The sequence below is a fragment of the Pseudomonas sp. 15A4 genome, assembly GCF_016925575.1.
Lineage (GTDB): Bacteria > Pseudomonadota > Gammaproteobacteria > Pseudomonadales > Pseudomonadaceae > Aquipseudomonas.
Window position 1 is genome coordinate 389,747 of sequence record NZ_CP068986.1, and the last position, 24,662, is coordinate 414,408.

Genomic DNA, 24,662 nt, shown 5'->3' on the forward strand with positions numbered 1-24,662 from the left:
GAATAGCACTGGTTTTTAAAAGACTGTTCTACATATTTGTTGCAGTAATGGCTCGGGTCAAAGCCCGCTCAGGTCAACGCCCTGGAGCAATGCGGGAGCGAACCCGGCGAAGCTCAACAGCGCTGGAATCTTTGCAGCGAAATCCTGAAACCCGTGATCGCCACCCGCTTCGATGCGCAATGCACAGGCCCGATAGAAGCTCTGGGCACGGCGGTAATCCAGCGTCTCATCGCCCGTTTGCAGCCACACCTGAATCCGCTGCGGATCCTGTGGAGCAGGCACTTCCAGCTCGGCCAGCGCCGTCACGTGGTCGTGCGTGAGCTCCCAGCTCTCGCCGGTATAAAGGTTTTGTTGGGTGCCGAGAAAACCATCGAAGAGCTGATGCGGATTGACCGCCGGGTTGATAAGCACAGCCTTGAGGCCGTGGCGCTCAGCCAGGTGAGTCGCATAGTAGCCTCCGAGCGAGCTGCCGACCAGCAGCGGCCGACCGAGCTCCTCGATCGCGGCCTCCAGTTGAACCAGCGCCTGACGCGGATGGTGATGAAGCTCGGGCACGCGCAAGTATTGGCTCAGCCCCAGACGCGCCATCAGCGTCGTCAGCTGCGTGGCTTTCTGCGACTGGGCCGAGCTGTTCAGGCCGTGAATATAAAGAAGCGTCGATTGATCCTGGTTCACGCAGTTGCCTCCCAAACGGCAATCGATACATCCCGGACGGGCTGGCCTGTCGGCGCTCATCAGGGCAAAGCCACGCAGTTTACAGGGTCAACTGCGCGAAGACTCGCCTGTTGATGAATCGCTGCACATTAAGGAAATGTCGTTCAATAGCCCGCGCCATTGATGTCGACGTCAAATAGGTCAGGGGCGATGCGGGAAACACCGGTGTCGATCCTGCCGTCGTCGTGAAGACGCAACCAGCGGTAGCCCGGCGCGAGGTCATCCAGGCCGAAATCCACGCTGTTCGGCGCGAACTGAATGCAGGTTGAAGGCGACGCCATTAGCCGAACGCCGTCGCGAAGCTGATCGAATTCCTGATGCACGTGCCCCCACAGCACCGCACGCACCTGGGGAAACCGCTCCAGCACAGCGAACAGCGCCTCGGGATTGCGCAAACCAATGGGCTCCATCCACGCCGCACCGATGGGCACCGGGTGATGGTGCAGACACACCAGATGATGCCGCTCCGGCGCTTCGCTCAAGGCTTGGGCGAGCAGTTGAAGCTGGCCGTCTTGCAGATAACCGGGAACAGACCCGGAAACAGCGGAATCCAGCATGGTGATCCGCCAGTGCCCGATGTCGACGACAGGCTCCAGAAAGTCGCTGTTCTGCGCGGCAATCGCCATTTCCCTCAGCTCATCGTGATTCCCAGGAATCCAGCGCGTGGGGGCGCTCAGCCGATTACTCGCGTCGCGGAACGCCTGATACGACTCAACCGTGCCGTCCTGAGACAAATCGCCGGTCGCCAGCACCAGATCGATCGCCGGCTGCTCGCCGAGCACACGTTCAACAACCGCATCGAGACTGGCGCGCGTGGGCATGCCCAGCAGCGCGCCGTCCGCTTCGGCGAACAGGTGACTGTCGGTCAGTTGCACGACCAACACGGATGAGGGATGAGAGGATGCGCTCGACAATGGCCATCTCCTTGGGCGGATGTGGCCGGATTATGGTGTGAGATCGGTGCGGCGGCAAACCTGGAAAGAGGGTCTGGTTCTCATCTGCATGCAGAAGGTCCAGTCGCAGCGGCGCGCCGTCTCAGCGCACCGCCTCAAACTCATGCCCGCAGGCCAGGCAATGGCTCAGCCACTCACCGAGAAACACGTTGAGCTGGGCCTTCTCATCGGGCTGGTGCATGTCGGCGTTGGGATAGGGATAGATACCCTGAAAACGACGCGCATGTTCGGCGCCGATGACTTCGGCCATGCGCGCGTCGTGGTATACCTGCACTTCCAGCACGGGCACCGGCAGCCAGGGCAGGCTGTGTTCCTGACGGACTTGCAGCGTGGTGGTGTACGGGCAATCGAGGATGACCTCGACCGCCAGCACGCCCAGCATCTGGTCGCCTTGGGTGACGGCGACACGGCGTGAGCGTTGTTGATTGCGCATATCGGGCAGCAAACGCATCAAGCGCGCGTAGTTCGCCTCGCAGGCTGCTTGCAGCCCGGCGAGGTCGACACGATAGCGCTCGCGCAGAAGATTCACGACCATAGCCCCCTTACTTCGGCGCGATTGAGCGCCAGCCACTGCATTGCAATGATAGTTGCGGCGTTGACGATGCGCCCGTCCTTGACGGCTTGCATCGCATCGTCGAATGACCAGACCGAGACCCGGATGTCCTCGGCCTCTTCTACCAGACCGTGCAACCCACCTGCCCCTCGCTGTCGCATTTTCCCAGGTACAGATGCACGAACTCGTTGCTGCCGCCCGGCGATGGAAAGTATTTGGTGATCGGCCAAAGGGCGTTGAACGTCAGCCCAGCTTCCTCTTGTGCCTCGCGGTGAGCAACCTCTTCGGGCTCCTCTTTCTTATCGATCAGGCCGGCGACCATTTCGATCAGCCACGGGTTATCGTGCTTGCCAATAACGCCGACGCGGAACTGCTCGATGAGCACCACTTCATCGCGTTTGGCGTCGTAGGGCAGCACGCACACCGCATCATGGCGAACGAACAGCTCACGCTTGATTTCCGGGCCCATGCCGCCCGCGAACAACTCATGGCGCAGTTGAAGACGGTCGAGCTGGTAAAACCCCTTGAAGCAGGTCTCACGGTGTGTAATTTCGTGCTTCGTCGGTGTCGATCTGTTGCTATCCGTCATAGATTTCTCACTGCTTGAGCACTGTGTCCGGGCCCATCCTAACGCGCTGTGGTGCGGGATGCAGCCCTTTGAATTGGCAAAACCGGTCACCGGGGTAGACGACTGCCGGGGAAAGCACTCTAATCCGCCCGATGGCGAACTGATTGCGCCACCCACAGTCGAAGGACGTTGCCGTTACCTCCCACGTGACGCCCCCTTATGCCGATGCCAAGGATCAACATGTCTTTTCTGAAGATCATTTCACTGGCCTGCGTGGCCCTGATTTTGGGCGCCTGCCAAAGCCTGTTCCAACCCAATCTGCGCAGTCCGCTGACCGTTCAGCGTGACGCCTCCGAGCTGATCAAGCCCGGCTGCACCACCGATGATTGCCCGCTGGTGAACATCGACACCGTGCATTTCCCTGACGAGCCAAAGCTTGACGAGATCGTCCAGCGCACGCTGCTGCAACTGACCCGCAGCGACAGCGATGGTCCGGTGCCGCCGACACTGAAGGCGTATCAGGAGCAATACCTGAGCCGAGCGCCGGCGCGCAACAGCAGCTACCTGCAGGCCAAGGTACGTGAGCAGCATGACGGAATCGTGGTCGTCGAGCTGTCCAGCTATGTTGATTCCGGCAGCGGCCAGGGTAATCCGGGGCGCGCATTCATCAACTACTCCCGCCAGCAGCAGCGCGTGCTGACACTGGCCGACATGCTGGTCCCGGGTCAGGAAGCTGCCTTCTGGGACAAGGCCCGTCTGGCGCATCAGGCCTGGCTGATCAGCAGCAAACTGGACAAGGACACCGAGTTCCAGAACACGTGGGCTTTCAAGCAAACTTCCAACATCGCTCTGACGTACGGTGCGGTGATTCTCAAGTACCCGGTGACAACCATCGCTCCTTACGCCATGGGCCATATCGAGCTGAAGATCCCGTATCCGCAGCTGAACGGCATCATCAAGCCTGAGCTGTTTCCTGGCCGGAGCTGATCGCCTTATTGAATATCAGCTGTAACACGCCAGCGACAATCAGCGCTGGCAGTGTTGCACCGATGTCCGGATACAGGTTAGCCAGCAGATGGTAGGTGCAGATCCCGCCGATCCACGCCAGTAGCGTCATCCAGCGCAAGCCCGCTGTTGCAATGCCGTGACGGCGGCGGCGCAGGATGAAGTGATCCACCAGTACCACGCCGAATAGCGGCGCGAACACGGAAGCGATCATCAGCAGGAAGTTCTGGTACTGCGCCAGCGGTGCGAAGCAGGCGATCAGTGTGCAGATGATGCCGATGGCCAGCGCCAGGTGTTCGACTTTGGCCTTGAGCAGGATCCCGCTCGACACTGCAGCGGAGTGGATATCGGCGAACGCGTTTTCCGACTCATCCAGCAGGATGAGCAGCAACGGGATCCCCATCCCCGCGCCAGCCAGCGCCAGCAGCAGCGCATTGGCTTCACCGCTCGGCGCGAAGGCCAGGGTGTACGCCACGCCAAGGGACATCAGCCAGACATTGCCGATCAAGAAGCCCAGCGCGATGCCGCCGAAGACACCGGCGGCGCGCTTGCCGAAGCGGGAATAGTCCGCAATCAGCGGCAGCCACGACAGCGGCATGGCGATGGCAATGTCGAAGCCGACGGCAAACGGCATCGAACCGTCGCCCGCGCGTGACCACAACGCAGTCAAATCAGCCTTGCTGAACAGATTGAACGTCAGCCAGGCGCATGCCGCCAAGAGCAGCCAGATGCCCCATTTGCGCAGGATTTGCCGGACGAAGGCCAACGGACCGCTCACGGCGAGCAAGGTCGCGAGGGCGCCGAACACGATTGTCCAGAGCATCGGGCTGGCCCAGAGGCTGCCTTCGGAGAAAGCGCCCGCGCCTAACAGGCTGGCGGCGTCGCGCATGACGATGATTTCGAACGAGCCCCAGCCCACCAGTTGCAGCAGATTGAGGATCGCCGGAACGCCTGCGCCCTTGCTGCCGAGGCTGAGCTTGAGCGCCGCCATCGACGACAGACCCGTGTCGCTGCCAATGACGCCAACAGCAGCGAGCAGCAAGACGCCGACCAGCGTGCCAAGAAGAATCGCCAGCATGGAGCCGGACATGCCCAGCCCCGGCGCAAGCAATGCGCCGGTCTGCAGGACCATGAGGCCGATGCCGAGGGAAAACCACAGAGAGAACAGATCGCGCCCGCCAAACACCCGCTTTGCGGCGGGTACGGGGGCGTCGGGTGAATAGGTGCCGGGTGTGTTCACGTTTTTTATCTCGAAGAGACTAATTGCTGATCGTTCCCACGCTCTGCGTGGGCACGCATACCTGGACGCTCTGCGTCCTGCGTGACGCAGAGCGTCAGAGGCGGCATTCCCACGCGGAGCGTGGGAACAATTACGATTGCCGCTCAGACCTTTTTATAAAGCTGGCTGCCTTCCTGCCTGAACCGCTCGGCCTGCTCGCGCATGCCTTGGTCCACCGACACGTCTACCGCGCTGATCTTCTGGTTGGCGGCGTATTCGCGCACTTCCTGGGTGATTTTCATCGAGCAGAATTTCGGCCCGCACATGGAGCAGAAATGCGCGACCTTGGCCGAGTCTTTCGGCAGCGTCTCGTCGTGATAGGCGCGCGCGGTGTCCGGGTCCAGCCCGAGGTTGAACTGGTCTTCCCAGCGGAATTCAAACCGTGCCTTGCTCAGGGCGTTGTCGCGAATCTGGGCACCGGGATGACCTTTCGCGAGGTCCGCTGCGTGGGCGGCGATCTTGTACGTAATGATCCCGGTCTTGACGTCGTCCTTGTTCGGCAATCCCAAGTGTTCCTTGGGCGTGACGTAGCAGAGCATTGCGCAGCCGAACCAACCGATCATGGCCGCGCCAATGCCCGACGTGATGTGGTCGTAACCCGGCGCGATGTCGGTGGTCAGTGGGCCGAGGGTGTAGAACGGCGCCTCGTCGCAGCACTCCAGCTGCTTGTCCATGTTCTCTTTGATCAACTGCATCGGCACGTGGCCCGGGCCTTCGATCATGCATTGCACGTCGTGTTTCCAGGCGATCTTGGTCAGCTCGCCGAGGGTTTCCAGCTCACCGAACTGCGCTTCGTCGTTGGCGTCGGCAATCGAGCCCGGGCGCAGCCCGTCGCCGAGGGAGAAGCTGACGTCGTAGGCCTTCATGATTTCGCAGATGTCGTCGAAGTGGGTGTAGAGGAAGTTTTCCTGGTGATGGGCCAGGCACCACTTGGCCATGATCGAACCGCCGCGGCTGACGATCCCGGTCACGCGCTTGGCGGTCAGCGGCACGTAACGCAACAGCACGCCGGCGTGAATGGTGAAATAGTCGACCCCCTGCTCCGCCTGTTCGATCAACGTGTCGCGGAACAGCTCCCAGGTCAGGTCTTCGGCGGCGCCACCGACCTTTTCCAGCGCCTGATAGATCGGCACGGTGCCGATGGGCACCGGCGAATTGCGAATGATCCACTCGCGGGTTTCGTGAATATGCTTGCCGGTGGACAGGTCCATGACCGTGTCCGAACCCCAGCGAATGCCCCAGGTCAGTTTCGCCACTTCTTCTTCGATGGACGAGCCCAGCGCGCTGTTGCCGATGTTGCCGTTGATCTTCACCAGAAAGTTGCGCCCGATGATCATCGGTTCAAGCTCAACGTGGTTGATGTTGGCGGGGATAATTGCGCGACCACGGGCGATTTCTTCGCGCACGAACTCGGGGGTGATCTCTTTGGGAATGCTCGCACCGAAGCTCTGGCCGGGATGCTGCTGGGTGAGCAGACCGGCGGCGCGGGCTTCCTGCAGCTTCATGTTTTCGCGGATGGCGACGTATTCCATCTCGGCAGTGATGATGCCCTGACGCGCGTAGTGCATCTGGCTGACGTTGGAGCCCGCCTTTGCCCTGCGCGGATTGCGCACGTGGGCGAAACGCAGCTTGGTCAATTCGGCATCGGCCAAGCGCTGCTGGCCGAAGTTCGAGGTCAGTCCCGGCAGGCGTTCGGTGTCGGCGCGGGACTCGATCCATGCCGAACGCACGTCGGCCAGGCCTTTGCGCACGTCGATGATGACGTTCGGGTCGGTGTACGGGCCGGAGGTGTCGTACACGCAGACCGGTGCGTTGAACTCGCCGCCGCTGTTTGTTCCAGAGAACCCTGTAGGCGTGACGTCCAGGCTGATCTCACGCATGGGCACACGGATGTCAGGACGCGAGCCCTGAACATAGATTTTCTGCGAGCGGGTAAACGGTTGAACCGACCCCGAATCGACTTGGGCGGATTCACTCAGATTGGCGTTTTTTAGTGTTGTACTCATCACGGGCTCTCCAGACATCATCCAGCAGCGGAATGAATTGTCGGAGCTTGAGCCTGATGAATACGGACGGATGCACCCTGAGACGGCATGGATGCTGAGAATCGAAGAGGCACGGACTGTTCAGATTTTGAACAAAGACGACCCCGGACGACACTCAAGAGGACTCGCCGGGAGACGAGAAATCTTGTTCCCTACGCAGGCGTTAACCTGATCAGGTTCAACGGGATCCGGATTATCCGATCTCAGCCTCATATCAAGGCACCCCGACAAGAACGGCGTCAGTCTAGTCGCGGCGCAGGCCCAACGCCAAGCGTCAAATTCAAACGCGCGTTAAATGGCTGATTTGCCCGATTGTTGTCCCTACCCGCTGGAACTACACTCGCTACGCGTCGCCAAAGCCATCTGGATCGGACGCAACGTCACCGTCTTCATACCGTTTGAATTACTAGGGAATGTCTATGCTGCGCAAACTTTCACTGGCCATTGCCGTGTCGTGTGCTTCGAGTGCGATGGCCGGGGCAGCAGACATGCCGCTGCCCACCAGGACCGGTTTGGTCAGTGTGTATCAGGAAGCGGTCAACAATAACGCCGACCTGGCGGCAGCCCGCGCCAGCTACGACGCGCAGAAGGAAATCGTGCCTCAGGCACGCGCCGGCCTGCTGCCGAACATCTCCGGTGGCGCCGACATCAATGACACCCGCACATCGATCGACCAGCCCTCGGCCGTTATCAGCCGCAGCGGCACGGTCTATCGCGCGACGTTGAGTCAGCCGATCTTCCGCGCTGACCGCTGGTTCCAGCTCAAAGCCGCGAAGGACGTCAACGAGCAGGCCATTCTGCAGCTCTCGGCCACCGAGCAGAATCTGATTCTGCAAAGTGCCGAAGACTACTTCGCCGTGCTCCGCGCACAGGACAATCTGGCCTCGACCAAGGCAGAGGAAGCGGCCTTCAAGCGCCAGCTTGATCAAGCCAATGAACGCTTCGATGTCGGCCTGTCGGACAAGACCGATGTGCTTCAGGCGCAAGCCAGCTACGACACCGCCCGCGCTGCGCGGATCGTCGCCAAGCGCCAGGTCGATGACGCCTTTCAGGCGCTGATCACCCTGACCAACCGCGATTACAACTCCATCGAAGGCATCGTGCACACCCTGCCGGTGCTAGCGCCTACACCCAACGACGCGAAAGCCTGGGTCGACACCGCAACCCAGCAGAACCTGAATTTGCTGGCCAGCAACTACGCCGTCAGCGCCGCGGAAGAAACCCTGCGTCAGCGCAAGGCAGGCCACGCACCCACCGTCGATGCGGTGGCGCAGTACGAGAAAGGCGACAATGACCCGTTGGGCTTCACCAACCCCAACTACACCGGTCAGAGTTTCCACGGCAGCGTCGAGCAACGCACCATCGGCCTGCAAGTGAACATCCCGATCTACAGCGGCGGGCTGACCAGTTCTCAAGTCCGCGAGGCTTATGCCCGCCTCGGTCAGAGCGAACAGCAGCGTGAAGGCCTGCGCCGCCAGGTGGTGGAAAACACCCGCAACCTGCACCGCGCGGTGAACACTGATGTCGAGCAGGTGCAGGCGCGCAAACAGTCGATCATCTCCAACCAGAGCGCGCTGGAAGCCACAGAGATCGGTTATCAGGTGGGGACCCGCAACATCGTCGACGTGCTCGATGCACAGCGCCAACTGTACGCATCGGTCCGCGACTACAACAACACCCGTTACGACTACATCCTCGACAACCTGCGCCTGAAACAAGCCGCCGGCACGCTGAGCCCTGGGGATTTGCAGGATCTGTCACGCTTCCTGAAAGCCGACTACAACCCCGACAAAGACTTCCTGCCGCCGGATCTGGCGAAGGAAGCGGCGAAGAACTTTGAGCGGCCGACGGAGCGGTGAATGTCGCGCGGTCGCGTAGCTATTACTGCACTTGTGGGAGCGACCCGGGTGCCGCTCCACATTGCTCTCGAAGAAGGCACTTCAGCCGCTGAAGATTTGGCGGATGTACCGGCCTCTTCCCGAGCAAGGTGGAGCGCCACCCCGGTCGGTCCCACAGGTAATCAATCGGCAGACACAGCGGTGGTGTTGGCAAGTTTGATGAGTCGGATTGGTGGCGTCCCGAGACTCCGCTGTCGCGCGGTAAATACCGTACTTGTGGGGAGTGAGCTTGCTCACGAAGACGGTATTTCAGGCGCAATCAGTGCAACAACCTTCCAATCCCATCCAGCAACTTCTGCAACGCACCCTGATTCGCCTTCATCACGGCCAGCCCGGCATCGGCCATTGCCTTTGCTTTGTCAGGCTGTTCGATCAACCCCGGACCGCGGCGGCCAGTGCAGCCGCGTCACTGACCTCCTCCAAAGCGCCGGCATGACGCAGCATCGCGGCGATTTCGAGGAAGTTGAACAAGTGCGGGCCGCTGAGAACGGGCTTATCCAGCGCCGCTGGCTCCAGCAGATTATGGCCACCGTTGGGGACCAGGCTGCCGCCGACGAACGCGATGTCCGTCAGCGCATACAGAAACAGCAACTCCCCCATGGTGTCCCCGACCAGAACCGAGGTTTCCGGCGTCACCGGCTCGGCCGTCGAACGACGAACGCTGGCGAATCCCTGCTGCTGGCTCAGCTCAAACACGCTATTGAACCGCTCGGGGTGGCGGGGCACGAGGATCAACAGCGCATCGGGATGGGCTTGCATTAGCGTGCGATGGGCCGCCAATACCACTTCGTCTTCGCCAGCATGGGTACTGGCGGCAATCCAGACCGGACGCTGCAAGGTCTGCCATTGCTCACGCTGCTGAGCGGCGCGCTCCAGCAATTGCGGATCAATGGTCAGGTCAAATTTGATCGAGCCCGTCACGGTCACGCACTCGGGCCGAGCGCCCAGATCACGGAAGCGCTGGGCCTCGGTTTCGGTCTGCACGGCAATCAGGTTCATCTCCGCCAGCATCGGCCGAGTCAACCTGGCGAAGCGTCCGTAGCCGCGAGCCGAACGCTCTGACAACCGCGCATTCGCCAGCACCGTCGGAATGCCGCGTTTCGCACACTGGTGAATGTGATTGGGCCACAGCTCGGTTTCCATGATCACGCCAATCTTCGGCTGGATGTGATCGAGAAAGCGCCCGGCGGCCCACGGAAAGTCGTAGGGCAGATAGCAGTGCTGGACGCGCGGCTCGTTGGCGAACAGCGACTGAATGCGCTCCGAGCCGGTCGGCGTCATGCAGGTAATGGTGACCGGCAGTTGCGGATAGCGGGCCAGCAACGCGCGAATCATCGGCGCGGCGGCGATGCTCTCGCCCACCGACACCGCATGTACCCAGATTCCGCCGCGCTGCATGGCAGGCAAGCCAATGGCGAAGCGCTCGCCGACCCGTTGCGCGTAGGCCGGCGCCTTGCGCGAACGCAGCCACAGGCGCAGGGCGATCAAAGGGAGGCCGAGATGAAACAGGATGCTATAGAGGGTTCTATTCATGGGCGCGGAGTTTATCAGCCAATTGCTGTCAGATTTCCATCGAGCTTCGCACATATCTTGGCCGGCGATTTCCGCTAGCCACCACCGCTCCCCACTTGAGGGTTCGGTTGTTACACGCCGGGTAAGCCGCTTTAATGACGGCCATTGAAAAGGAGCGACACCATGTCTGCGTACTACCTGCTGGCCATCGCCATCTGTGCCGAGGTCATCGGCACCGTGTCCATGAAAGCCGTCAAAGGCCTGAGCACGCCGATCCCGCTGCTGCTGGTAATCGTCGGTTACGGCATTGCGTTCTGGATGCTCACGCTGGTGGTGCGCACCATCCCGGTTGGCGTGGCCTACGCCGTGTGGGCGGGCATGGGCATCGTCATGGTCAGCATCGCTGCGCTGTTTATCTACGGCCAGAAACTGGATCTGCCTGCCATTGCCGGCATGGGTCTGATCGTCGCAGGTGTCGTGGTCATCCAGCTGTTCTCGAAGACGGCCGGTCATTAAGGGGGTTACTGAAAACAGCCTTCCCCTATAATGCCGGCATTCGTTTCGCCATTTGAGGTGCCCATGTCATCTGCTATTTCCACTGACGTCCTGATTGTCGGCGCGGGCGTTGCCGGTCTCTGGCTCAACGCGCGGCTGCGGCATCAGGGCTTTTCGACGGTGGTGGTGGAAAAGGCCAGCCTCGGTGGCGGCCAGACATTCAAATCCCAGGGGATCATTCACGGCGGCGCCAAGTACGCGTTGCACGGCGCGCTGTCCGGTGCGTCCGAAGCCATCGCCGACATGCCTCGTCGCTGGCGTGAAGCCCTGGCCGGTAAAGGCGAGCTGAACCTGTCGGGCGTACGCCTGCTGTCCGAAGCTCACTACCTGTGGTCGCCCGGCACCATCGCCGGCAATCTCACCAGCTTCTTCGCCAGCAAAGCCGTGCGCGGTCGCGTTGATCAGGTCAAGGGCAGCGACCTGCCACCTGCACTCCAGGATCCGCGCTTCAAAGGCAAGGTGTACCGTTTGGCCGAATTGGTCATCGACATCCCCAGCCTGGTGAAAAAACTGGCTGAGTTGGCGGGCGACAGCTTGCTGGCGGGCCAGGACATCCAGCCGCTGCGCCACGAAGGCGAACTGATCGGGCTGCGTGTCGACGGCCGCGACATCCACGCCCAGCGAGTGGTGCTCAGCGCCGGTGAGGGCATGGCTGATCTGCTCAAGGCGCTGAACGTGAGCCAGCCAACCATGCAGCGCCGTCCGCTGCACATGGTGCTGGTGAAGGGCCCGACGCTCAAACCGCTGTACGCCCATTGCCTGGGTGGCGGGCCGAAGCCGCGAATCACTGTCACGACCCACCCGGCGGCCGACGGCCAGTGGGTCTGGTACTTGGGCGGCGACATCGCCGAAGCCGAAGGTGTTGCCCGCAATCCCGCCGAACAGATCGCCGCCGCGAAAAAGAACTTGCGAACCTGCTGCCCTGGGTTGACCTCAGTCAGGCGCAGTTTGCAACCTTGCGCGTGGACCGCGCCGAGCCGCAGCAAAGCGGGCTGGTGCGCCCGGACAACGCCTTTGTCGACGAGCAGGGCCGGTTACTGGTCGGCTGGCCCACCAAGCTGGCGCTGGCCCCTGACTTTGCCGACCGCGTGCTGGCCTCGTTGTCCCGCGACGACATCCACCCCACGCCGCAACCGCCGCACACTGACTTCCCCAAGCCGCCACTGGCCATTCCTGTCTGGGATCAACTGTTGCCATGAACACCCTGCACGATCTGCATCGGCCGCTTGGCACCCTTGGCATCAACGTTTCCCCCTTGGGCCTGGGCACGGTGAAGCTGGGCCGCGATCAGGGCGTGAAGTACCCCAATGGCTTCACCATTCCCGACGACGTCGAAGCGCAGATGTTGCTGAAGCTGGCGCGGGATCTGGGCATCAACCTGATCGACACCGCCCCGGCGTACGGTCGCAGCGAAGAGCGCCTCGGCCCGCTGCTGCGCGGGCAGCGCAAGGACTGGGTGATCGTCAGCAAAGTCGGCGAAGAATTTGAAGCGGGCCAGTCTCGGCACGACTTCAGCGCCGCCCACACGCGCCTGTCGGTGGAGCGCAGCCTTCAGCGCCTGGAAACCGACTTCATCGATCTGGTGCTGGTGCATTCGGACGGCAACGACCTGCACGTGCTCAACGATTGTGCCGTCTATCAAACGCTGGACGCGCTCAAGCGCGAGGGCAAGATTCGCGGGTTCGGCTTCTCCGGCAAAACCGTCGAAGGCGGGCTGCAGGCCTTGCAGGGCGGCGACTGCGCGATGGTCACGTACAACCTCAACGAACAGAGCGAAAAACCGGTCCTCGACTACGCTGCTGCACACGGCAAAGGGGTATTGGTCAAAAAAGCGCTGGCCAGCGGGCACGTTTGCCTGAGCCCCGGTGTCGACCCTGTGCGTGCCAGTTTCGAGTTGCTGTTTGACCATCCCGGCGTCACCGGTGCTATCGTCGGCACCATCAATCCGCTGCATCTGGCCCATAACGTGGCAACCGCCGCTGCCGTGATCCGTCGTCAGCCCTGAGACGTACGGCCGACCCCAACGCAAGAAGGAGCCGATATGCCGCGAACCCTGATTCGGAAAAACCCCAGCAACTTCAAGACCCTGCCGTTATTCGTCGAAGCCACCCCGGAAAGCCTGACCTACCAGAGCATCGGGATGCCGCTGAATTTCACCCAGACCCTGGCCCGGCGTCGCAAGATCGACGTGGAGAACAGCGAGCGGTTCTCCACCGAACTGGCCAACCTCGGCGTCTCGGTGCGGCTGACCCTGCGCTGGCAGAACCGCGATTACTGGGTGCTGGTTCGCCAGCGCCGTCAGGACCGTGGCGATGTCGTGCTCAAGCTGATTTCCGGCTACGTGCCCGCCCACGAACTCAACCTGCCGTTGCACACGGCAGTGCAGGAAGTCGCCGAGGAATGCCTGATCGAGACGCCCCAGGGCTGGCTCGGCGGGCGCTTCAATGAAACCTGGCTGCCAGCCCCTACGCGGCAGCACTGCATTACCGCGAAGCGATGCCCTTTCGACTCACGCCGCTTTCCGGCGCGGCGCTCCCGGTACGCTGCGGCAGCCTGACCCTGATTGAAAGTCCCCGCGCCTACGTGCACTTACCGACCGCGTCATTGCAGTTGATCTACGACATGCGCCTGGAGGTGCCGAAAGAGGCTCGTCCGCTGAGCCTGTTCCACGTCGATGAGAGCCTGGAGAACAACGAGCTGGTGGCGCGCCTCAATCGCAGCAAACCGGATCTGTACCTGATGCCGCTGGAAAACGGCTCGCCCCTGCCCGAGCTGTACACCCTGAAGAACGACAAGCTTTCGCCCGCCGGGACGCGAGGGCTTTATCTGGCCGAGAGCTTCGCTCCGCAAGAAGGTTGGGTGGTGCGCGAGGAGCGAATTCGCTGGAAGGACTGGCTGGTGCAGCAGGGCCTGACGCCGAAGAAGAAGCCCAAGTCAGGTCTGACCAAGCTGCGAATCAAGGCACGGCGGCTGGTCAGACTGGTTCGTGGCGGCCTGCACAAATAGCCGCTGCTTAGCCCTTCTCGGTGAGGCGTTTGTCACGCCAGGTGCGCAGCCGGGCGAAGAAGTGGAAATAGCGGTTTTCGCGTTTGCCCATCCCGCGCTTCGGTGAGAACGACTCCTCGGCGAAGGCACCGGTGATGCGCACTCGTGAGGCAGTGGTCGGCAGCGTGCACACCCGGGCATCTGCCTTAAGTAGCGCGTATTTGAGCAAGCGCTCCGAGTGCAGCTTGCGGCCTGTCGCCTCGCAGAATTCGAAGATGCGCTCAATCCGCTTGCCATAGGCCCGATAGACGTCGCGGCCACAAATGGCGAAGCGGTCATTCAGCCCGCCCCACCACTGCCAGTCCGGAATATAGGCGTTCAGCCGCCGAGCTTGCGGCGAATGAAAGACATAACCCGGCAGCGGCGAATGGAAGAAGTTGTCCGGACGCACGAACACCACGAAGTCTGGATCGAACGACTCCATCATGCCCGTCACGGTGTGCAGGGAATTGAGCTGATAGATCAGGTTGCGCAGGGAAACGTGCTCGTCCCCCCATGTGTCACCCATCGCCTTGACCCGCTCGAAATCCCAGCGATCCAGCACGCCGTCTGTGGATTCGAGAACGCCTGTCATCGCTTGGAAAACGTCGTAATTCTGCGCTTTGAGCTCGCCCTTCTCCGCCGAACGCTGGTTGTGCACTTCGTCGATCTTGTAGAGGTGGTAGAAGCATTTGACGTTGCTGCCCTTGGGCAACTGGCCAAGGACGTTTTCCTCGATGGAGGGAAAACAGATTTCCGAGTTGCGCGGGATACCAAAAAACGCGACCGCAATGTTCAGCACTGACAAACTCTCCGGGATCAATGGCGATGTGCCTGGACACGCGCGCTAGCGGCGGACGGCCTCGTTCATTTGCTAAATAGCAGCTTGCGCCACCAGCTGCGGGGCTTGAGGGCGATCACTTCGACGTCTGCGCCCAGCAACCATTCGCGCTCATAGTCCCAGGCATGGCCGCCCCAGAGCTTGCCGGCTTCATTGGAAAAACCCAGGGTCATGAGCCTGTAGCTGTAGTGGGCATGGGCGCGTAGCCAGTCGAGCAGCACCAGCACGTTGAACCCCGTGGAGGGCCCGACGAAGCGCTTGCCATTGGGACGATTGACCGGGTAAAGCTCGGCCAGCGCGGGCAATGGAATGCGGTCCCAATACAGCGCAACCTCAGGCATCGGGCACAGCGGCACGGCGCAGCCCACCAGCAGCGTGAAGCGGCGCGAGTCAGGCCGGGCAAGGAACTTCTGTACGTCAGCGGTGGCAGGCAGGCCGAAGAAGTAACGGTCCGGCGCATTGAAGCCGTGGACGAACAGGTTGACGCTTTCTGGCTTCAGCAGAGCGGCCTTGGTGCACAGGTTGAAGCTGACCACCACATCGTCAGCGCCTACGCCCAACGCATCGAAATCGGCCTGAGTAATGGCGGGGTTGTTGGCGATCAGGATGACCCGTGAAGCGTTCGCCAGGCACTGGCGCAGTGCGGCCGGAAGCGCGCCGAACACGTCCTGATCAGCGCCCGGCAATACAAAGGGCTCATTCGGCGCGGTACGATCGTGGCCCGCCGGCAACGTCATCAGGCCGGCACCTGCATGCCATGGCGCAATTTGACCCAGGCACGGGTCAGCGCCGACGGACGTTGCCACGGGCGCATAGGCCGCTGAATTTCATCGGCCAGATCGCGACCCACGCGGGCAAAGGCATAGCGTTCTTCGGCGAATCGCTGCCCTTCGCCCGCGATACGCGCAGCGAGATCAGGGTCGCTCTGCAGCAGGCGGATGTTCTCGACGGCTTCGTCTTCGGAGCGGTAGAACATGACGTTGCGCCCCTCTTCGAAACCCAGCAGATCGTCCTCTTCGCCCTGACTCCACGCGAGCAGCACACAACCGCAGGCCATGGCTTCGAAATTCTTGATCATGAACTCGCCCATGCCGATGTCGGCACTGACGAAAATCCTGATGCGATTGAGGGTTTCGAGGTATTCGGCGCCAGAGGCCGTGCGCGTCACCAGCACGCCGGCGCGCTGCGCAAGGTTTTCCACCAGCTGTTTACGCTGTGAATATTCACGGCTTTTCAGGCTGCCCAGAAAGCCCACCGGAATGTCCCGGGGCTGGCCGAGGTTGCGCAGCATTTCCTGGTCGTAGCCCTTGGACACGAACACCGCATCAAGGCCTTCGCCGCGCATTCGCCGCGCGACAACCGCACCGGAAACCAGTGCGCGACTCCACGGCAGCTGCCGGTACAAGCGTGAATACATGCCGTGGTATTTGCTGGCGCTCATGTAGTTCTGATACGCATCGTGCTCAAGAAAGATCAGCCCCGGAATGCACTTGAGCACCGCGCGCTGGCGAGCAAGCCGTTTGACCCGGGAGAAGATCACCACCCGGTCGTAACGCTGATAATCGACCGAGGCGAGAAATGGCCCGAGATTCAGCTGCTGTTGCTTGCTCAGGCGAAAGATGACGCAGTCGTCGCAATGCTGCCGCACGGTTTCGTACAAACCGTCCAGTATGACGCGCTGTTCATCCATCACCAGTAACATGACTTTCATACGTTCATATACCGAACTGCGAATACAAAAATGGCAGCGGCAAGGGGTGCCACTTTGCGCTGCGGGCGTCGGATCAGTCTTGGCTGCGGATCTTGTCGACGATGGCTGTCGTCGAGCTGTTGGCAACCAGTCCCAGCACTTTCACGGTGCCACCATAAGAGGCGACGATGTCAGCGCCGACGACCTGGTCAACCGAGTAGTCCCCGCCTTTCACCAGCACGTCCGGACGCACATGGGCCAGAAGGTTTTCCGGGGTGCCTTCCGGGAAGCTGATGACCCAATCCACCGCGCCCAGACCGGCCAGCACGGCCATGCGCCGATCAACGCTGTTGATCGGGCGGCCCGGACCTTTCAGGCGACTCACCGACGCATCGTCATTGACCGCCACGATCAGACGATCGCCCTGCGCGCGTGCCTGCTCCAGGTAGGTGACATGGCCGGCGTGGAGGATGTCGAAGCAGCCGTTGGTGAAGACGATGGTTTCTTTGTGGGCACGGGCGTCGTCGATGGCCAGCAGCAACTGATCGAGCGTTAGCACGCCGCGCTCAGGACCCTCGGCACGCTGGATGGCGCGACGCAATTCGGGCGCGCTGATCGCGGCAGTACCAAGCTTGCCTACGACGATGCCCGCGGCAAGGTTCGCCAGGGCGACGGCGTGAGGCAATTCCTCACCCGCTGCGATGGCCGCGGCCAGGGTGGAAATAACCGTGTCGCCGGCGCCGGTCACGTCGAAGACTTCCCGGGCGCGGGCCGGAAGGTGCAGCGTCGGCTGGTCCGGGCGCAACAGCGTCATGCCGTGTTCGCCACGGGTGACCAGCAGCGCACCGAGATCAAGGTCCTTCATCAGCGCGGCGCCTTTGGCGACCAGCTCTGCCTCGTCGACGCAGTGGCCAACGATCGCTTCGAATTCACTGAGGTTGGGGGTGATCAGACTGGCGCCGCGATAGATCGCGAAGTCTTTGCCCTTGGGGTCGGCCAGCACGGGGATACCACGGTCCCGGGCTGCCTTGATCAGGACTTGATGGTTCTTCAGTGCACCTTTGCCGTAATCGGACAGGACCAGCACTTTGATGCCGTCGAGCAAAGCATCGACCTCACGACTCAGGGCGTCGGGGTCGGTGGCGAAGGGTTCTTCGAAGTCGATACGCAGGAGCTGCTGGTGCCGGCTCATGACGCGCAATTTGACGATGGTGGGCTGGTGGGCGATGCGTTGGAAGCAAGCGGTGACACCAGCGGCCTTGAGGCTGTTGCTCAGGCTGTCAGCGGCTTCGTCGGTGCCGGTGACACCGACCAGGGACGCCTTGGCGCCCAGCGCTGCAATGTTCAACGCCACGTTGGCAGCACCGCCCGGACGGTCTTCGATCTGGTCGACTTTGACCACCGGAACCGGCGCTTCAGGGAGATTCTGGAAGTGCCACCGTGCCAATAGCGGTCGAGCATGACGTCGCCGACAACTAACACTTGAGCCTGATCAAAACGCGGCATGGACAACTTCATCGAACAACCCGTGGCAGAAATGGACAAGGACGGAATCTTAGCACAGCGATCAGCGCTGGCTGGCCGGTTGGCCTCGAATCCCTTAGTGCTTAAAACAGCGCTTCGAATGGCGCTTCAAAGGGTGCAACAAACGGCGTGTCGACTGGAGCCATCAGGGGCGCGGAAAGCGGCGGACCCAGAACACCTCATGCCGGCGCACGGCCTTGCGGAAGAATTCGTCGTCTCCCGTCAGCGGCCATTCGCGACCGGCCAGCCAGCGTTGAATCTGCCGACGCAGGCGCTTCTTCAAAGGTGGCAGGCCCTGTAGGTCATGCTGCATCCCCAGGGCCATGGCCTTATCAAGCTGCACGTCCGAACTGAGCGACGTACTCCAGAGCTGATCAACCGACGGTGCTTCAACGAATGGCGGCAGGGCGACACCTTTACCGGCCAGCCCCATGGGCCAGCGATCGTTGTCGTGCAGGTGGTTGGCGTAGAACAGCGCCACCTGGGGCGTATGTGCGCTTCTGCTTACCGCCTCATACAGCGCTTGAGTCGTGGCGATGTGGTCGGCGTGAGGGTCGAGTTCCGGGTGCGGCATGACGATCACGTCAGGCCGATAAGCGTCGAGCAGCGCTGCGAGATCGGCCACAAGATTGTTCCAGGTGGGCGCGCCGTCCTGATCACCCGGCAACGGCAAAGGATTGTGCTGCCGCGCACTGCGGATGTCGGTCTCTGAGGAGTCGCGAGAACCAAACGGCTGATCCGGCGACTGGGCCATGGCCGGCAGTTGCAAGCAGTAGTAACCCAGTTGCACGCATTGGCTCTGGGGCACACCGCCCCACAACGGAATCGCCAGACTGTCCCACGTGCGCAGGCGGCCCTTGAGCCGCGCGGCGTCGGCGCGGTTGAGCCCCAGTTGTTCGTAGCGTTCGGCCTCGATTTCGCCCTGAGTCAGGGTGACGATGCTGCAATCGGCGGCCTGGCTGTACAAGCCAAACGCTGCCAGCTCGGCGTCGTCCGCGTGGGGCGCAAGGATCATCAACCGTTGCTGGCGGTAATCCGGGTTGCTCAGCACGTACAAACGAGCTGCGCTGGAGATGCGGCAGAACCCGCCCTTCAGGCGCAGCGTGCTGTCTGCGACCACGTCTCGCTGACCGGTGAGGTTCACGTAGCGACGCCCGGCAAAACCTCGCTCGAAATCCTGGCGATCGTCACCTGCCAACACATACGGGTCCAGCCAGCGACCCAGCCAGGTGCTGCGCAGATCGAGCTCCAGCAGCAGCGTTTCGCCTTCGGCCAACGGCTCGCTCAGCTGCAGCATGCCGTTGACGACAGAGACCGGCTGCGCCTGGGCCGCGTCGGGAAACTGATAGTGGTAATCGCTCTTGGGCGAATAAAACAGATGATCGGAGAACCAGGCTTCGTGGGCGATCCAGGCGGCGACGATCAGCAACGGCACCAGCCACCACGCGACCCAGATACCAATGCCGATCAGCAGCACCAGACCGATGATCAGCGCCAGACGCTTGTTGCGCCGATGTCTTTTCAGAAGCTGCTGCTTGCGCCCGGACATGTCATCCAACCTTGTAGACAGGCACCGTCTGGCACCAGCGGTCTTTGTATTCGCGATCAGAGCGGCCGAAGGAATAGCGCAACGGCTTGTTCACCGCCCTCGCATCGGCCCAGGCATTCTGGGTGTTGACGAAGCTCAGCACGCTGCCAGCGCTCAACGCCTGGTGGGCCGGATCGACACCGCCGTTGATGTACTCGACGGACACCCAGTGCGGCGACTCGACCCTGTACAGGACCTGAGCGGCAATGGGCTTGCCTTCCAGCAGGATCATCGAGCCGGTCATGAACTCGCGCATCAGCTCGAACACGTTGGCCAGGTGATCCTTGCCCGGCACGTCGAAGCCCCAGCGCGCATGGAACAGGCCTGAGTAAATGCGCGCTTGTTCCTCGGACGTGAAATCCAGCATCGGCTGCACGACCCCGCCCGCCTCCTCAAGCAAACGCTGCTCACGGCGCTGGTTGTAGCGGAATTTCTTGGAATAGTCCTCAGGGGCGCGGGCGATCGCCAGGCTCTCGGCTTGCGGCTTGAGGGTGTCGATCTGATTGGCGTTCAACTCGGACACATAGCCCATGCGCTGGCGCACCGGCACTGTCACGCCCGGGGCGATCGGCAAAATGATTTCCGCGTTGCCCAGATCGAACACCCGCCGATCACGCTGCTTGAGCACTTTCTTGGCCAGCGCCAGATCCCGGCCCCAGCAGGCAACGGCAGCGACAACGTTGCCGTCTTGCAGCCACCCCAAATACCGAACCGGAATGTCAGCCAGCCCGGCCAGACGCTCGATCACCTGCGGATGCGTGGCAACGCTGCCGCCGAACTGCTGCCACGCGGTGGCGTAGGTCGTTGCATCGATCGGGGTCCAGCCTCGCTCACGCCATGCGCGCAAGTGACTCAGCATGCATCGACTGCCCGGTCGATTTCGGCAGGCTCGTCTTCTTCGAACTGCTTGGCGTGCAGGCGTGTGTAGTAACCGTTCTGCGCCAGCAGCTCCTCATGGGAGCCGCGCTCGACGATGCGCCCTTCGTCCATCACCAGAATGACGTCGGCTTTTTCGATGGTGCTCAGGCGGTGGGCGATCACCAGCGTGGTACGGCCCTGCATGACCTTCTCCAGCGCCTTCTGGATGTGGCGCTCGGACTCGGTATCCAGCGCCGAGGTGGCTTCGTCGAGAATCAGCAGCGGCGCATTTTTCAGCAGCGCGCGGGCAATCGCCAGACGCTGGCGCTGGCCGCCGGACAGCAGCACGCCGTTCTCGCCGACGAGGGTCTGGTACTGCTGAGGCAACTTGTCGATGAACTCGTCGGAATAAGCATCGGCCGAGGCTTTTTGATCTCTTCCAGCGGCACGCCCGCCAGATCGCCATACGCGATGTTGTTGGCGATGGTGTCGTTGAACAGCGTGACGTTCTGATTCACCAACGCGATCTGCCGACGCAGGCTGCGCAGGGTGTAGTCCTGAGTTTCGACGCCATCAAGGAAGATCTTGCCCTGCACGTGATCGTAGAAACGCGGAATCAGGCTCGCCAAAGTAGATTTGCCGCTGCCGGAGCGGCCCACCAGCGCGACCATCTGGCCGGCTTCGGCGACAAAACTGACGTCGTTCAGCACCCGCTTTTCCGTCCCCGGGTAGGTGAACGTAAGATTTTTGACCTCCAGACGGCCCGAAACCTTATCGCGTTCCACGGTACCCAGGTCCTGTTCGGTCTGCTCATCCAGCTGCTCGAAGATGCTCTCCGCACCGGCGACGCCTTTCTGGATGGTGGAACTGACTTCAGACAACTGACGGATCGGCTTGGGCAGCAGGCCGGCCATGGTGATGTAGGCCACCAGATCGCCAGCCGACGAATCGCCGCGCAGATAAAGGACGAGAAACATCACAATAGCCATGCCGCTGTAGGTCACCAACTGCAGCATCGGCGTGTAAACGGCGCCGGTCTTGGTCATCGCCAACTGCTTTTTGGTGTTGCTGCGGCTGGCCTTTTCGAAGCGGGCCTTTTCGTAGTCTTCGCCGCCAAAGCTGCGGACTACCCGGTAGCCGTGAATGGTCTCGGACGCCACGTGGGTGACGTCGCCCATGGCCACCTGAATCTTCTTGCTCTGTTTGCGAAACTTCTTGCTGGTGCTGTTCACCATGACCGCGATGAGCGGCAGTATCGCCAGCATCACCAAGGTTAGTTTCCAGTTCATCCACAGCAGCGCGCCAAACAGGAAGATGACCGTCATGCCTTCGCGAATCACGACCTTGATCGCGTCAGTGGCAGCGCCGGTGACCATGGTCACGTTGAAGGTGATGCGCGAGATCAGGTGCCCGGAGTTGCTGTTGTCGAAGAAGCGGTTGGGCAGCGTGAGCAGTTTGTTGAACAGCACGACACGCAGGTCATGCACCAGCCCGAGGGAGACACGGGCTAGGAAGAAGTTGCCCAGATACGAGCCGGCACCTTGCCACGCCGCGATCAGCACGATCATCAGCGGTACCGCCTGCAGCAACTGCAGATGGCCGATATAGGGGTTGCCGGGGAATAGACTGGCTTCGGGATTGGCCAGGCCATCGACGAAGTATTTGAGGATGTAGGCGAGCATCGGCTGGGTGGATGCAAAGATAAGAAAGCCGACAATACTCAAGCAGAAAAGGCCGATGTACGGCCGCACATAGGTCAATAGACGAAAGTAAATCGCCAGGGTCGTTTTAGCTTGAGGATCAGGACTGCTCATGGGAATCCGCACGAAAAAATTAGGCGGGCATGGTAGCACAACCCATATTTGTCGACCCCTGCCGCGACCCAAGCGGAGCCGACTCGGGTAACATGCCGCATTTGTTCAGGTAAGTATGCCGATGCACCCAATGGAACACAGCGCCTATCTGGCCTTGCGAGAAAACGCCACCGTGCTCGAAGCGGACGGATCCGGGGACAAGGTTCTGTTGCTTGAGGACGGCACCATTCTCAAACTGTTCCGCCGCAAGCGCCTGATCAGCTCGGCCTTGCTGTTCCCCTACGCGCAGCGCTTCGCCGACAACATTGATGCCCTCAAGAAGCGCGGCATCCCCTGCCCCGACGTTATCGCCACTTACCGAATTGCCAGCATCAGCCGCGATGCCGTGCGCTACACGCCGTTGCCCGGCCTGACCATCCGCCAGGTATTGAAAGAGCACGGTGAAAGCGCGCCGCTGCGGGCTGAGCTGGGTACGTTTATCGCTCACCTGCACGATCGCGGGGTTTACTTTCGCTCGCTGCACCTGGGGAACGTAGTGCTCACGCCGGCCAATGAACTCGGCTTGATCGACATCGCGGACCTGCGCTGCCAGAAACTCGCGTTAAGTGACAGCAAGCGCCTGCGCAACTTCGCCCACTTATTACGTTACGAACAGGACAAGCAGTGGCTGCTTGGCAGTGATCAGGGCGCGGCATTTTTGCAGGGTTATACCCAGGGTATGCCAACTGACAGACAGTCGACGATGACCGAGCGCCTGCAACTGCTACTGACGGCCCCTATCGACCGATAGCCAGAACGGTTGCGCCCTTGCGATTGGCAAAGTGCGCCAACACCCTGAGATGGCGTGCTTCTAGCCACTCGACGAGCCATGGCTCGTTCCCTTTGGCGTCGATGAGGAAGTATTGATACTCGTCCGCGTGCTGCGGGGACATCGCTTGCTCCCGAGTCAATCCGGGAATCACATAACCTCGGCCGGCGTAATAGCTGATGCGCCCGTCGTCAAAGAAGGCCGGAGCGCTCGCCTCGACGTGGGTCGACATCCAGCGGCCTGCCTCCACGTAATGGGTCTTCCCGCCACCGGTCGTTATCACGTTTGAGAGCATCACGAGCAGCGCTACAACAACAAGCGCCTTGCCGAGGCGCGGGAACTGCCCAACAAACGATGCCAATCCCATTGCCATCAACGGCACAAAAAGCAGACTCAGAAAGCTCATGTAGCGGCTGTTCATGAACTGCTCTTTGACATAAAACAGCACCAGCACGATCAGGTAGAGCAGCGCCGCCCACGCGAACGGCCGATAATCGCGCCAGTATGCACCCAGCACGCCCCAGTTCCTGCGCAGCACGAACGGCAACGCGAAGGGGCCCATCAGTTTGACGAAAGTGATCAGCATGGAGGCCAGGATGCCGAAGAAAATGATGCGTCCCGCTTCGTCCTGCGAATACTTGTTGATCAGCGAGTTGGCAAACTGGTTCGACAGCAGATCAAAGGACGCCAGGACAGTGTGGGGATTGAGCATATCCAGATAGATCATCAGACGTCCGGACAGGAACGCGCCTGAGACCGCGACCGCGATTAAGCCAAGCGCTGGCAGCAGTGCAAACTGAAACACCTGCTTGCGGCTGGCGCTATCCCTTAATCTCGGCAATTGCCAGAGCGCCAATGCCGGAATCAGCAGCAGTGCCTCAAGCCGGAACAGCATGGCGCAGAGAATAGCCACGTGGACAAAAGCTGCGCGCAGCCAGCCGCCACGGGCATCCCAACGCAGTGCGAGCCAGATCGCAAGCGTGCAGAAGAACCAGAACCCGCATTCACGAATGATGTCGTTGCGAAATGAGTTAACGGCTGGCATCGCCAGCATCACCAGGCAGGCCCAAGGGGCGAGCGCTGCCGAACGCTGACGAACACAATCCACCATCAAAGCGCTGACGCCGGCGAAGAAAAGGCCACACCAGAGGTAGGCGCTCAGTTCCAGAGGCAGGTGCAGCACGCTGTGGGTGCCGGCCAGCAGGAGGGAGAACCACGGCCAGTCAAAGGATTGCCAGGCAGCTTGAGTGCCGTGCTCGGCGACTCGTTGCGCGGTATCGATGTACAGGGCTGCGTCACGGCCGACTGTTGCGGTGCCCAGGACTGCAATCAACGAAAGGAGGATGCTGCCCAGGAATGCCAGCCGAACCGGATGCTCGCGGACCCACCCAGAGACATGGGCGCCGGTTTTAACAACTGCCGCTTTCATTACC

Annotated in this window: 16 protein-coding genes, 6 pseudogenes and 1 riboswitch; of the genes and pseudogenes, 7 read left to right on the plus strand and 15 right to left on the minus strand. The window is 61.3% G+C overall.

What is annotated here, in order from left to right; translation table 11 throughout:
• Window positions 1-57: 57 nt before the first annotated feature.
• The 4 genes and pseudogenes from JN403_RS01765 to JN403_RS01780 form a co-directional block, all read right to left on the minus strand.
• Window positions 58-675, minus strand: coding sequence for a YqiA/YcfP family alpha/beta fold hydrolase (locus tag JN403_RS01765; RefSeq protein ID WP_240356781.1), 618 nt, complete (start codon window positions 673-675; stop codon window positions 58-60).
• A 143-nt stretch (window positions 676-818) separates the two neighbouring features.
• Window positions 819-1,628 (minus strand): 3',5'-cyclic-AMP phosphodiesterase, encoded by an 810-nt coding sequence (cpdA, locus tag JN403_RS01770; RefSeq protein ID WP_172610521.1) that lies wholly within the window; start codon window positions 1,626-1,628, stop codon window positions 819-821.
• 121 nt (window positions 1,629-1,749) lie between these two features.
• Window positions 1,750-2,202, minus strand: a complete 453-nt coding sequence (locus tag JN403_RS01775; RefSeq protein WP_065987826.1) for a DUF1249 domain-containing protein — start codon at window positions 2,200-2,202, stop codon at window positions 1,750-1,752.
• Window positions 2,193-2,809: pseudogene (locus JN403_RS01780) on the minus strand (NUDIX domain-containing protein). Before JN403_RS01780 ends, JN403_RS01775 begins: the two are co-directional and overlap by 10 nt.
• A gap of 219 nt (window positions 2,810-3,028) precedes the next feature.
• Between JN403_RS01780 and JN403_RS01785 the strand changes: the two are divergent.
• A complete protein-coding gene (locus JN403_RS01785) occupies window positions 3,029-3,775 on the plus strand; it encodes an RsiV family protein (RefSeq protein WP_205484924.1) in 747 nt (248 codons plus the stop codon).
• Here the strand turns inward: JN403_RS01785 and cytX are convergent.
• Entirely contained in the window at window positions 3,744-5,033 is a 1,290-nt protein-coding gene (gene cytX / locus JN403_RS01790) for a putative hydroxymethylpyrimidine transporter CytX (RefSeq protein ID WP_205484925.1), read from the minus strand. The two genes, JN403_RS01785 and cytX, sit on opposite strands and share 32 nt — an antisense overlap.
• Before the next feature lie 143 nt (window positions 5,034-5,176).
• Complete coding sequence (thiC, locus tag JN403_RS01795) at window positions 5,177-7,078, minus strand: phosphomethylpyrimidine synthase ThiC (protein WP_205484926.1); 1,902 nt, start codon at window positions 7,076-7,078, stop codon at window positions 5,177-5,179.
• A 171-nt stretch (window positions 7,079-7,249) separates the two neighbouring features.
• A riboswitch (TPP riboswitch) is annotated at window positions 7,250-7,354 on the minus strand.
• Window positions 7,355-7,536: 182 nt separating this feature from the next.
• On the opposite strand from thiC, the gene JN403_RS01800 reads away from it, so the two are divergent.
• Window positions 7,537-8,976 (plus strand): TolC family outer membrane protein, encoded by a 1,440-nt coding sequence (locus JN403_RS01800; protein ID WP_122625610.1) that lies wholly within the window; start codon window positions 7,537-7,539, stop codon window positions 8,974-8,976.
• Between the two features lie 298 nt (window positions 8,977-9,274).
• Here JN403_RS01800 and waaA read toward each other — a convergent pair.
• A pseudogene (gene waaA, locus JN403_RS01805) lies at window positions 9,275-10,548 on the minus strand (lipid IV(A) 3-deoxy-D-manno-octulosonic acid transferase).
• 162 nt (window positions 10,549-10,710) lie between these two features.
• Between waaA and JN403_RS01810 the strand changes: the two are divergent.
• From JN403_RS01810 to JN403_RS01825, 4 genes and pseudogenes are all read left to right on the plus strand, one after another.
• Complete coding sequence (locus JN403_RS01810) at window positions 10,711-11,043, plus strand: multidrug efflux SMR transporter (protein ID WP_122533844.1); 333 nt, start codon at window positions 10,711-10,713, stop codon at window positions 11,041-11,043.
• Between the two features lie 63 nt (window positions 11,044-11,106).
• Window positions 11,107-12,281: pseudogene (locus tag JN403_RS01815) on the plus strand (FAD-dependent oxidoreductase).
• Window positions 12,278-13,087, plus strand: a complete 810-nt coding sequence (locus JN403_RS01820) for an aldo/keto reductase (RefSeq protein ID WP_205484927.1) — start codon at window positions 12,278-12,280, stop codon at window positions 13,085-13,087. The pseudogene JN403_RS01815 and the gene JN403_RS01820 overlap by 4 nt, the downstream one beginning before the upstream one ends.
• A gap of 36 nt (window positions 13,088-13,123) precedes the next feature.
• Window positions 13,124-14,088: pseudogene (locus JN403_RS01825) on the plus strand (metal ABC transporter ATPase).
• A 7-nt stretch (window positions 14,089-14,095) separates the two neighbouring features.
• Here JN403_RS01825 and JN403_RS01830 read toward each other — a convergent pair.
• The 7 genes and pseudogenes from JN403_RS01830 to msbA form a co-directional block, all read right to left on the minus strand.
• Entirely contained in the window at window positions 14,096-14,908 is an 813-nt protein-coding gene (locus JN403_RS01830) for a hypothetical protein (protein ID WP_205484928.1), read from the minus strand.
• Between the two features lie 65 nt (window positions 14,909-14,973).
• Window positions 14,974-15,684, minus strand: coding sequence for a hypothetical protein (locus JN403_RS01835; protein WP_205484929.1), 711 nt, complete (start codon window positions 15,682-15,684; stop codon window positions 14,974-14,976).
• Window positions 15,684-16,658, minus strand: a complete 975-nt coding sequence (locus JN403_RS01840; RefSeq protein ID WP_205484930.1) for a glycosyltransferase — start codon at window positions 16,656-16,658, stop codon at window positions 15,684-15,686. Before JN403_RS01840 ends, JN403_RS01835 begins: the two co-directional genes overlap by 1 nt.
• Window positions 16,659-16,731: 73 nt before the next feature.
• Window positions 16,732-18,155, minus strand: a pseudogene (gene hldE, locus JN403_RS01845) (bifunctional D-glycero-beta-D-manno-heptose-7-phosphate kinase/D-glycero-beta-D-manno-heptose 1-phosphate adenylyltransferase HldE).
• A gap of 151 nt (window positions 18,156-18,306) precedes the next feature.
• On the minus strand, window positions 18,307-19,710 hold the full coding sequence (locus JN403_RS01850; RefSeq protein ID WP_205484931.1) for a PIG-L family deacetylase: 1,404 nt from the start codon (window positions 19,708-19,710) through the stop codon (window positions 18,307-18,309).
• A 1-nt stretch (window position 19,711) separates the two neighbouring features.
• The gene (locus JN403_RS01855) at window positions 19,712-20,608 is read right to left on the minus strand and encodes a GNAT family N-acetyltransferase (RefSeq protein ID WP_205484932.1); all 897 of its coding nucleotides are present in this window, start codon (window positions 20,606-20,608) and stop codon (window positions 19,712-19,714) included.
• Window positions 20,602-22,421, minus strand: a pseudogene (gene msbA, locus JN403_RS01860) (lipid A export permease/ATP-binding protein MsbA). Before msbA ends, JN403_RS01855 begins: the two are co-directional and overlap by 7 nt.
• 121 nt (window positions 22,422-22,542) lie before the next feature.
• Here msbA and JN403_RS01865 point away from each other — a divergent pair.
• Window positions 22,543-23,211, plus strand: coding sequence for a toluene tolerance protein (locus tag JN403_RS01865; protein WP_172610505.1), 669 nt, complete (start codon window positions 22,543-22,545; stop codon window positions 23,209-23,211).
• Here the strand turns inward: JN403_RS01865 and JN403_RS01870 are convergent.
• Window positions 23,198-24,658: a hypothetical protein gene (locus JN403_RS01870; RefSeq protein WP_205484933.1), complete on the minus strand. Its 1,461-nt coding sequence runs from the start codon at window positions 24,656-24,658 to the stop codon at window positions 23,198-23,200. The two genes, JN403_RS01865 and JN403_RS01870, sit on opposite strands and share 14 nt — an antisense overlap.
• Window positions 24,659-24,662 lie beyond the last annotated feature (4 nt).

Excerpts from the sequence above, each read along its gene's own strand:
- JN403_RS01810 (WP_122533844.1), top strand. The coding sequence starts at position 10,711 with ATGTCTGCGTACTACCTGCTGGCCATCGCCATCTGTGCCGAGGTCATC.
- JN403_RS01835 (WP_205484929.1), bottom strand. The coding sequence starts at position 15,684 with ATGACGTTGCCGGCGGGCCACGATCGTACCGCGCCGAATGAGCCCTTT.
- JN403_RS01800 (WP_122625610.1), top strand. The coding sequence starts at position 7,537 with ATGCTGCGCAAACTTTCACTGGCCATTGCCGTGTCGTGTGCTTCGAGT.
- JN403_RS01865 (WP_172610505.1), top strand. The coding sequence starts at position 22,543 with ATGCACCCAATGGAACACAGCGCCTATCTGGCCTTGCGAGAAAACGCC.
- JN403_RS01775 (WP_065987826.1), bottom strand. The coding sequence starts at position 2,202 with ATGGTCGTGAATCTTCTGCGCGAGCGCTATCGTGTCGACCTCGCCGGG.
- JN403_RS01840 (WP_205484930.1), bottom strand. The coding sequence starts at position 16,658 with ATGAAAGTCATGTTACTGGTGATGGATGAACAGCGCGTCATACTGGAC.
- JN403_RS01850 (WP_205484931.1), bottom strand. The coding sequence starts at position 19,710 with ATGTCCGGGCGCAAGCAGCAGCTTCTGAAAAGACATCGGCGCAACAAG.
- JN403_RS01870 (WP_205484933.1), bottom strand. The coding sequence starts at position 24,658 with ATGAAAGCGGCAGTTGTTAAAACCGGCGCCCATGTCTCTGGGTGGGTC.
- JN403_RS01785 (WP_205484924.1), top strand. The coding sequence starts at position 3,029 with ATGTCTTTTCTGAAGATCATTTCACTGGCCTGCGTGGCCCTGATTTTG.
- JN403_RS01855 (WP_205484932.1), bottom strand. The coding sequence starts at position 20,608 with ATGCTGAGTCACTTGCGCGCATGGCGTGAGCGAGGCTGGACCCCGATC.
- thiC (WP_205484926.1), bottom strand. The coding sequence starts at position 7,078 with ATGAGTACAACACTAAAAAACGCCAATCTGAGTGAATCCGCCCAAGTC.
- JN403_RS01820 (WP_205484927.1), top strand. The coding sequence starts at position 12,278 with ATGAACACCCTGCACGATCTGCATCGGCCGCTTGGCACCCTTGGCATC.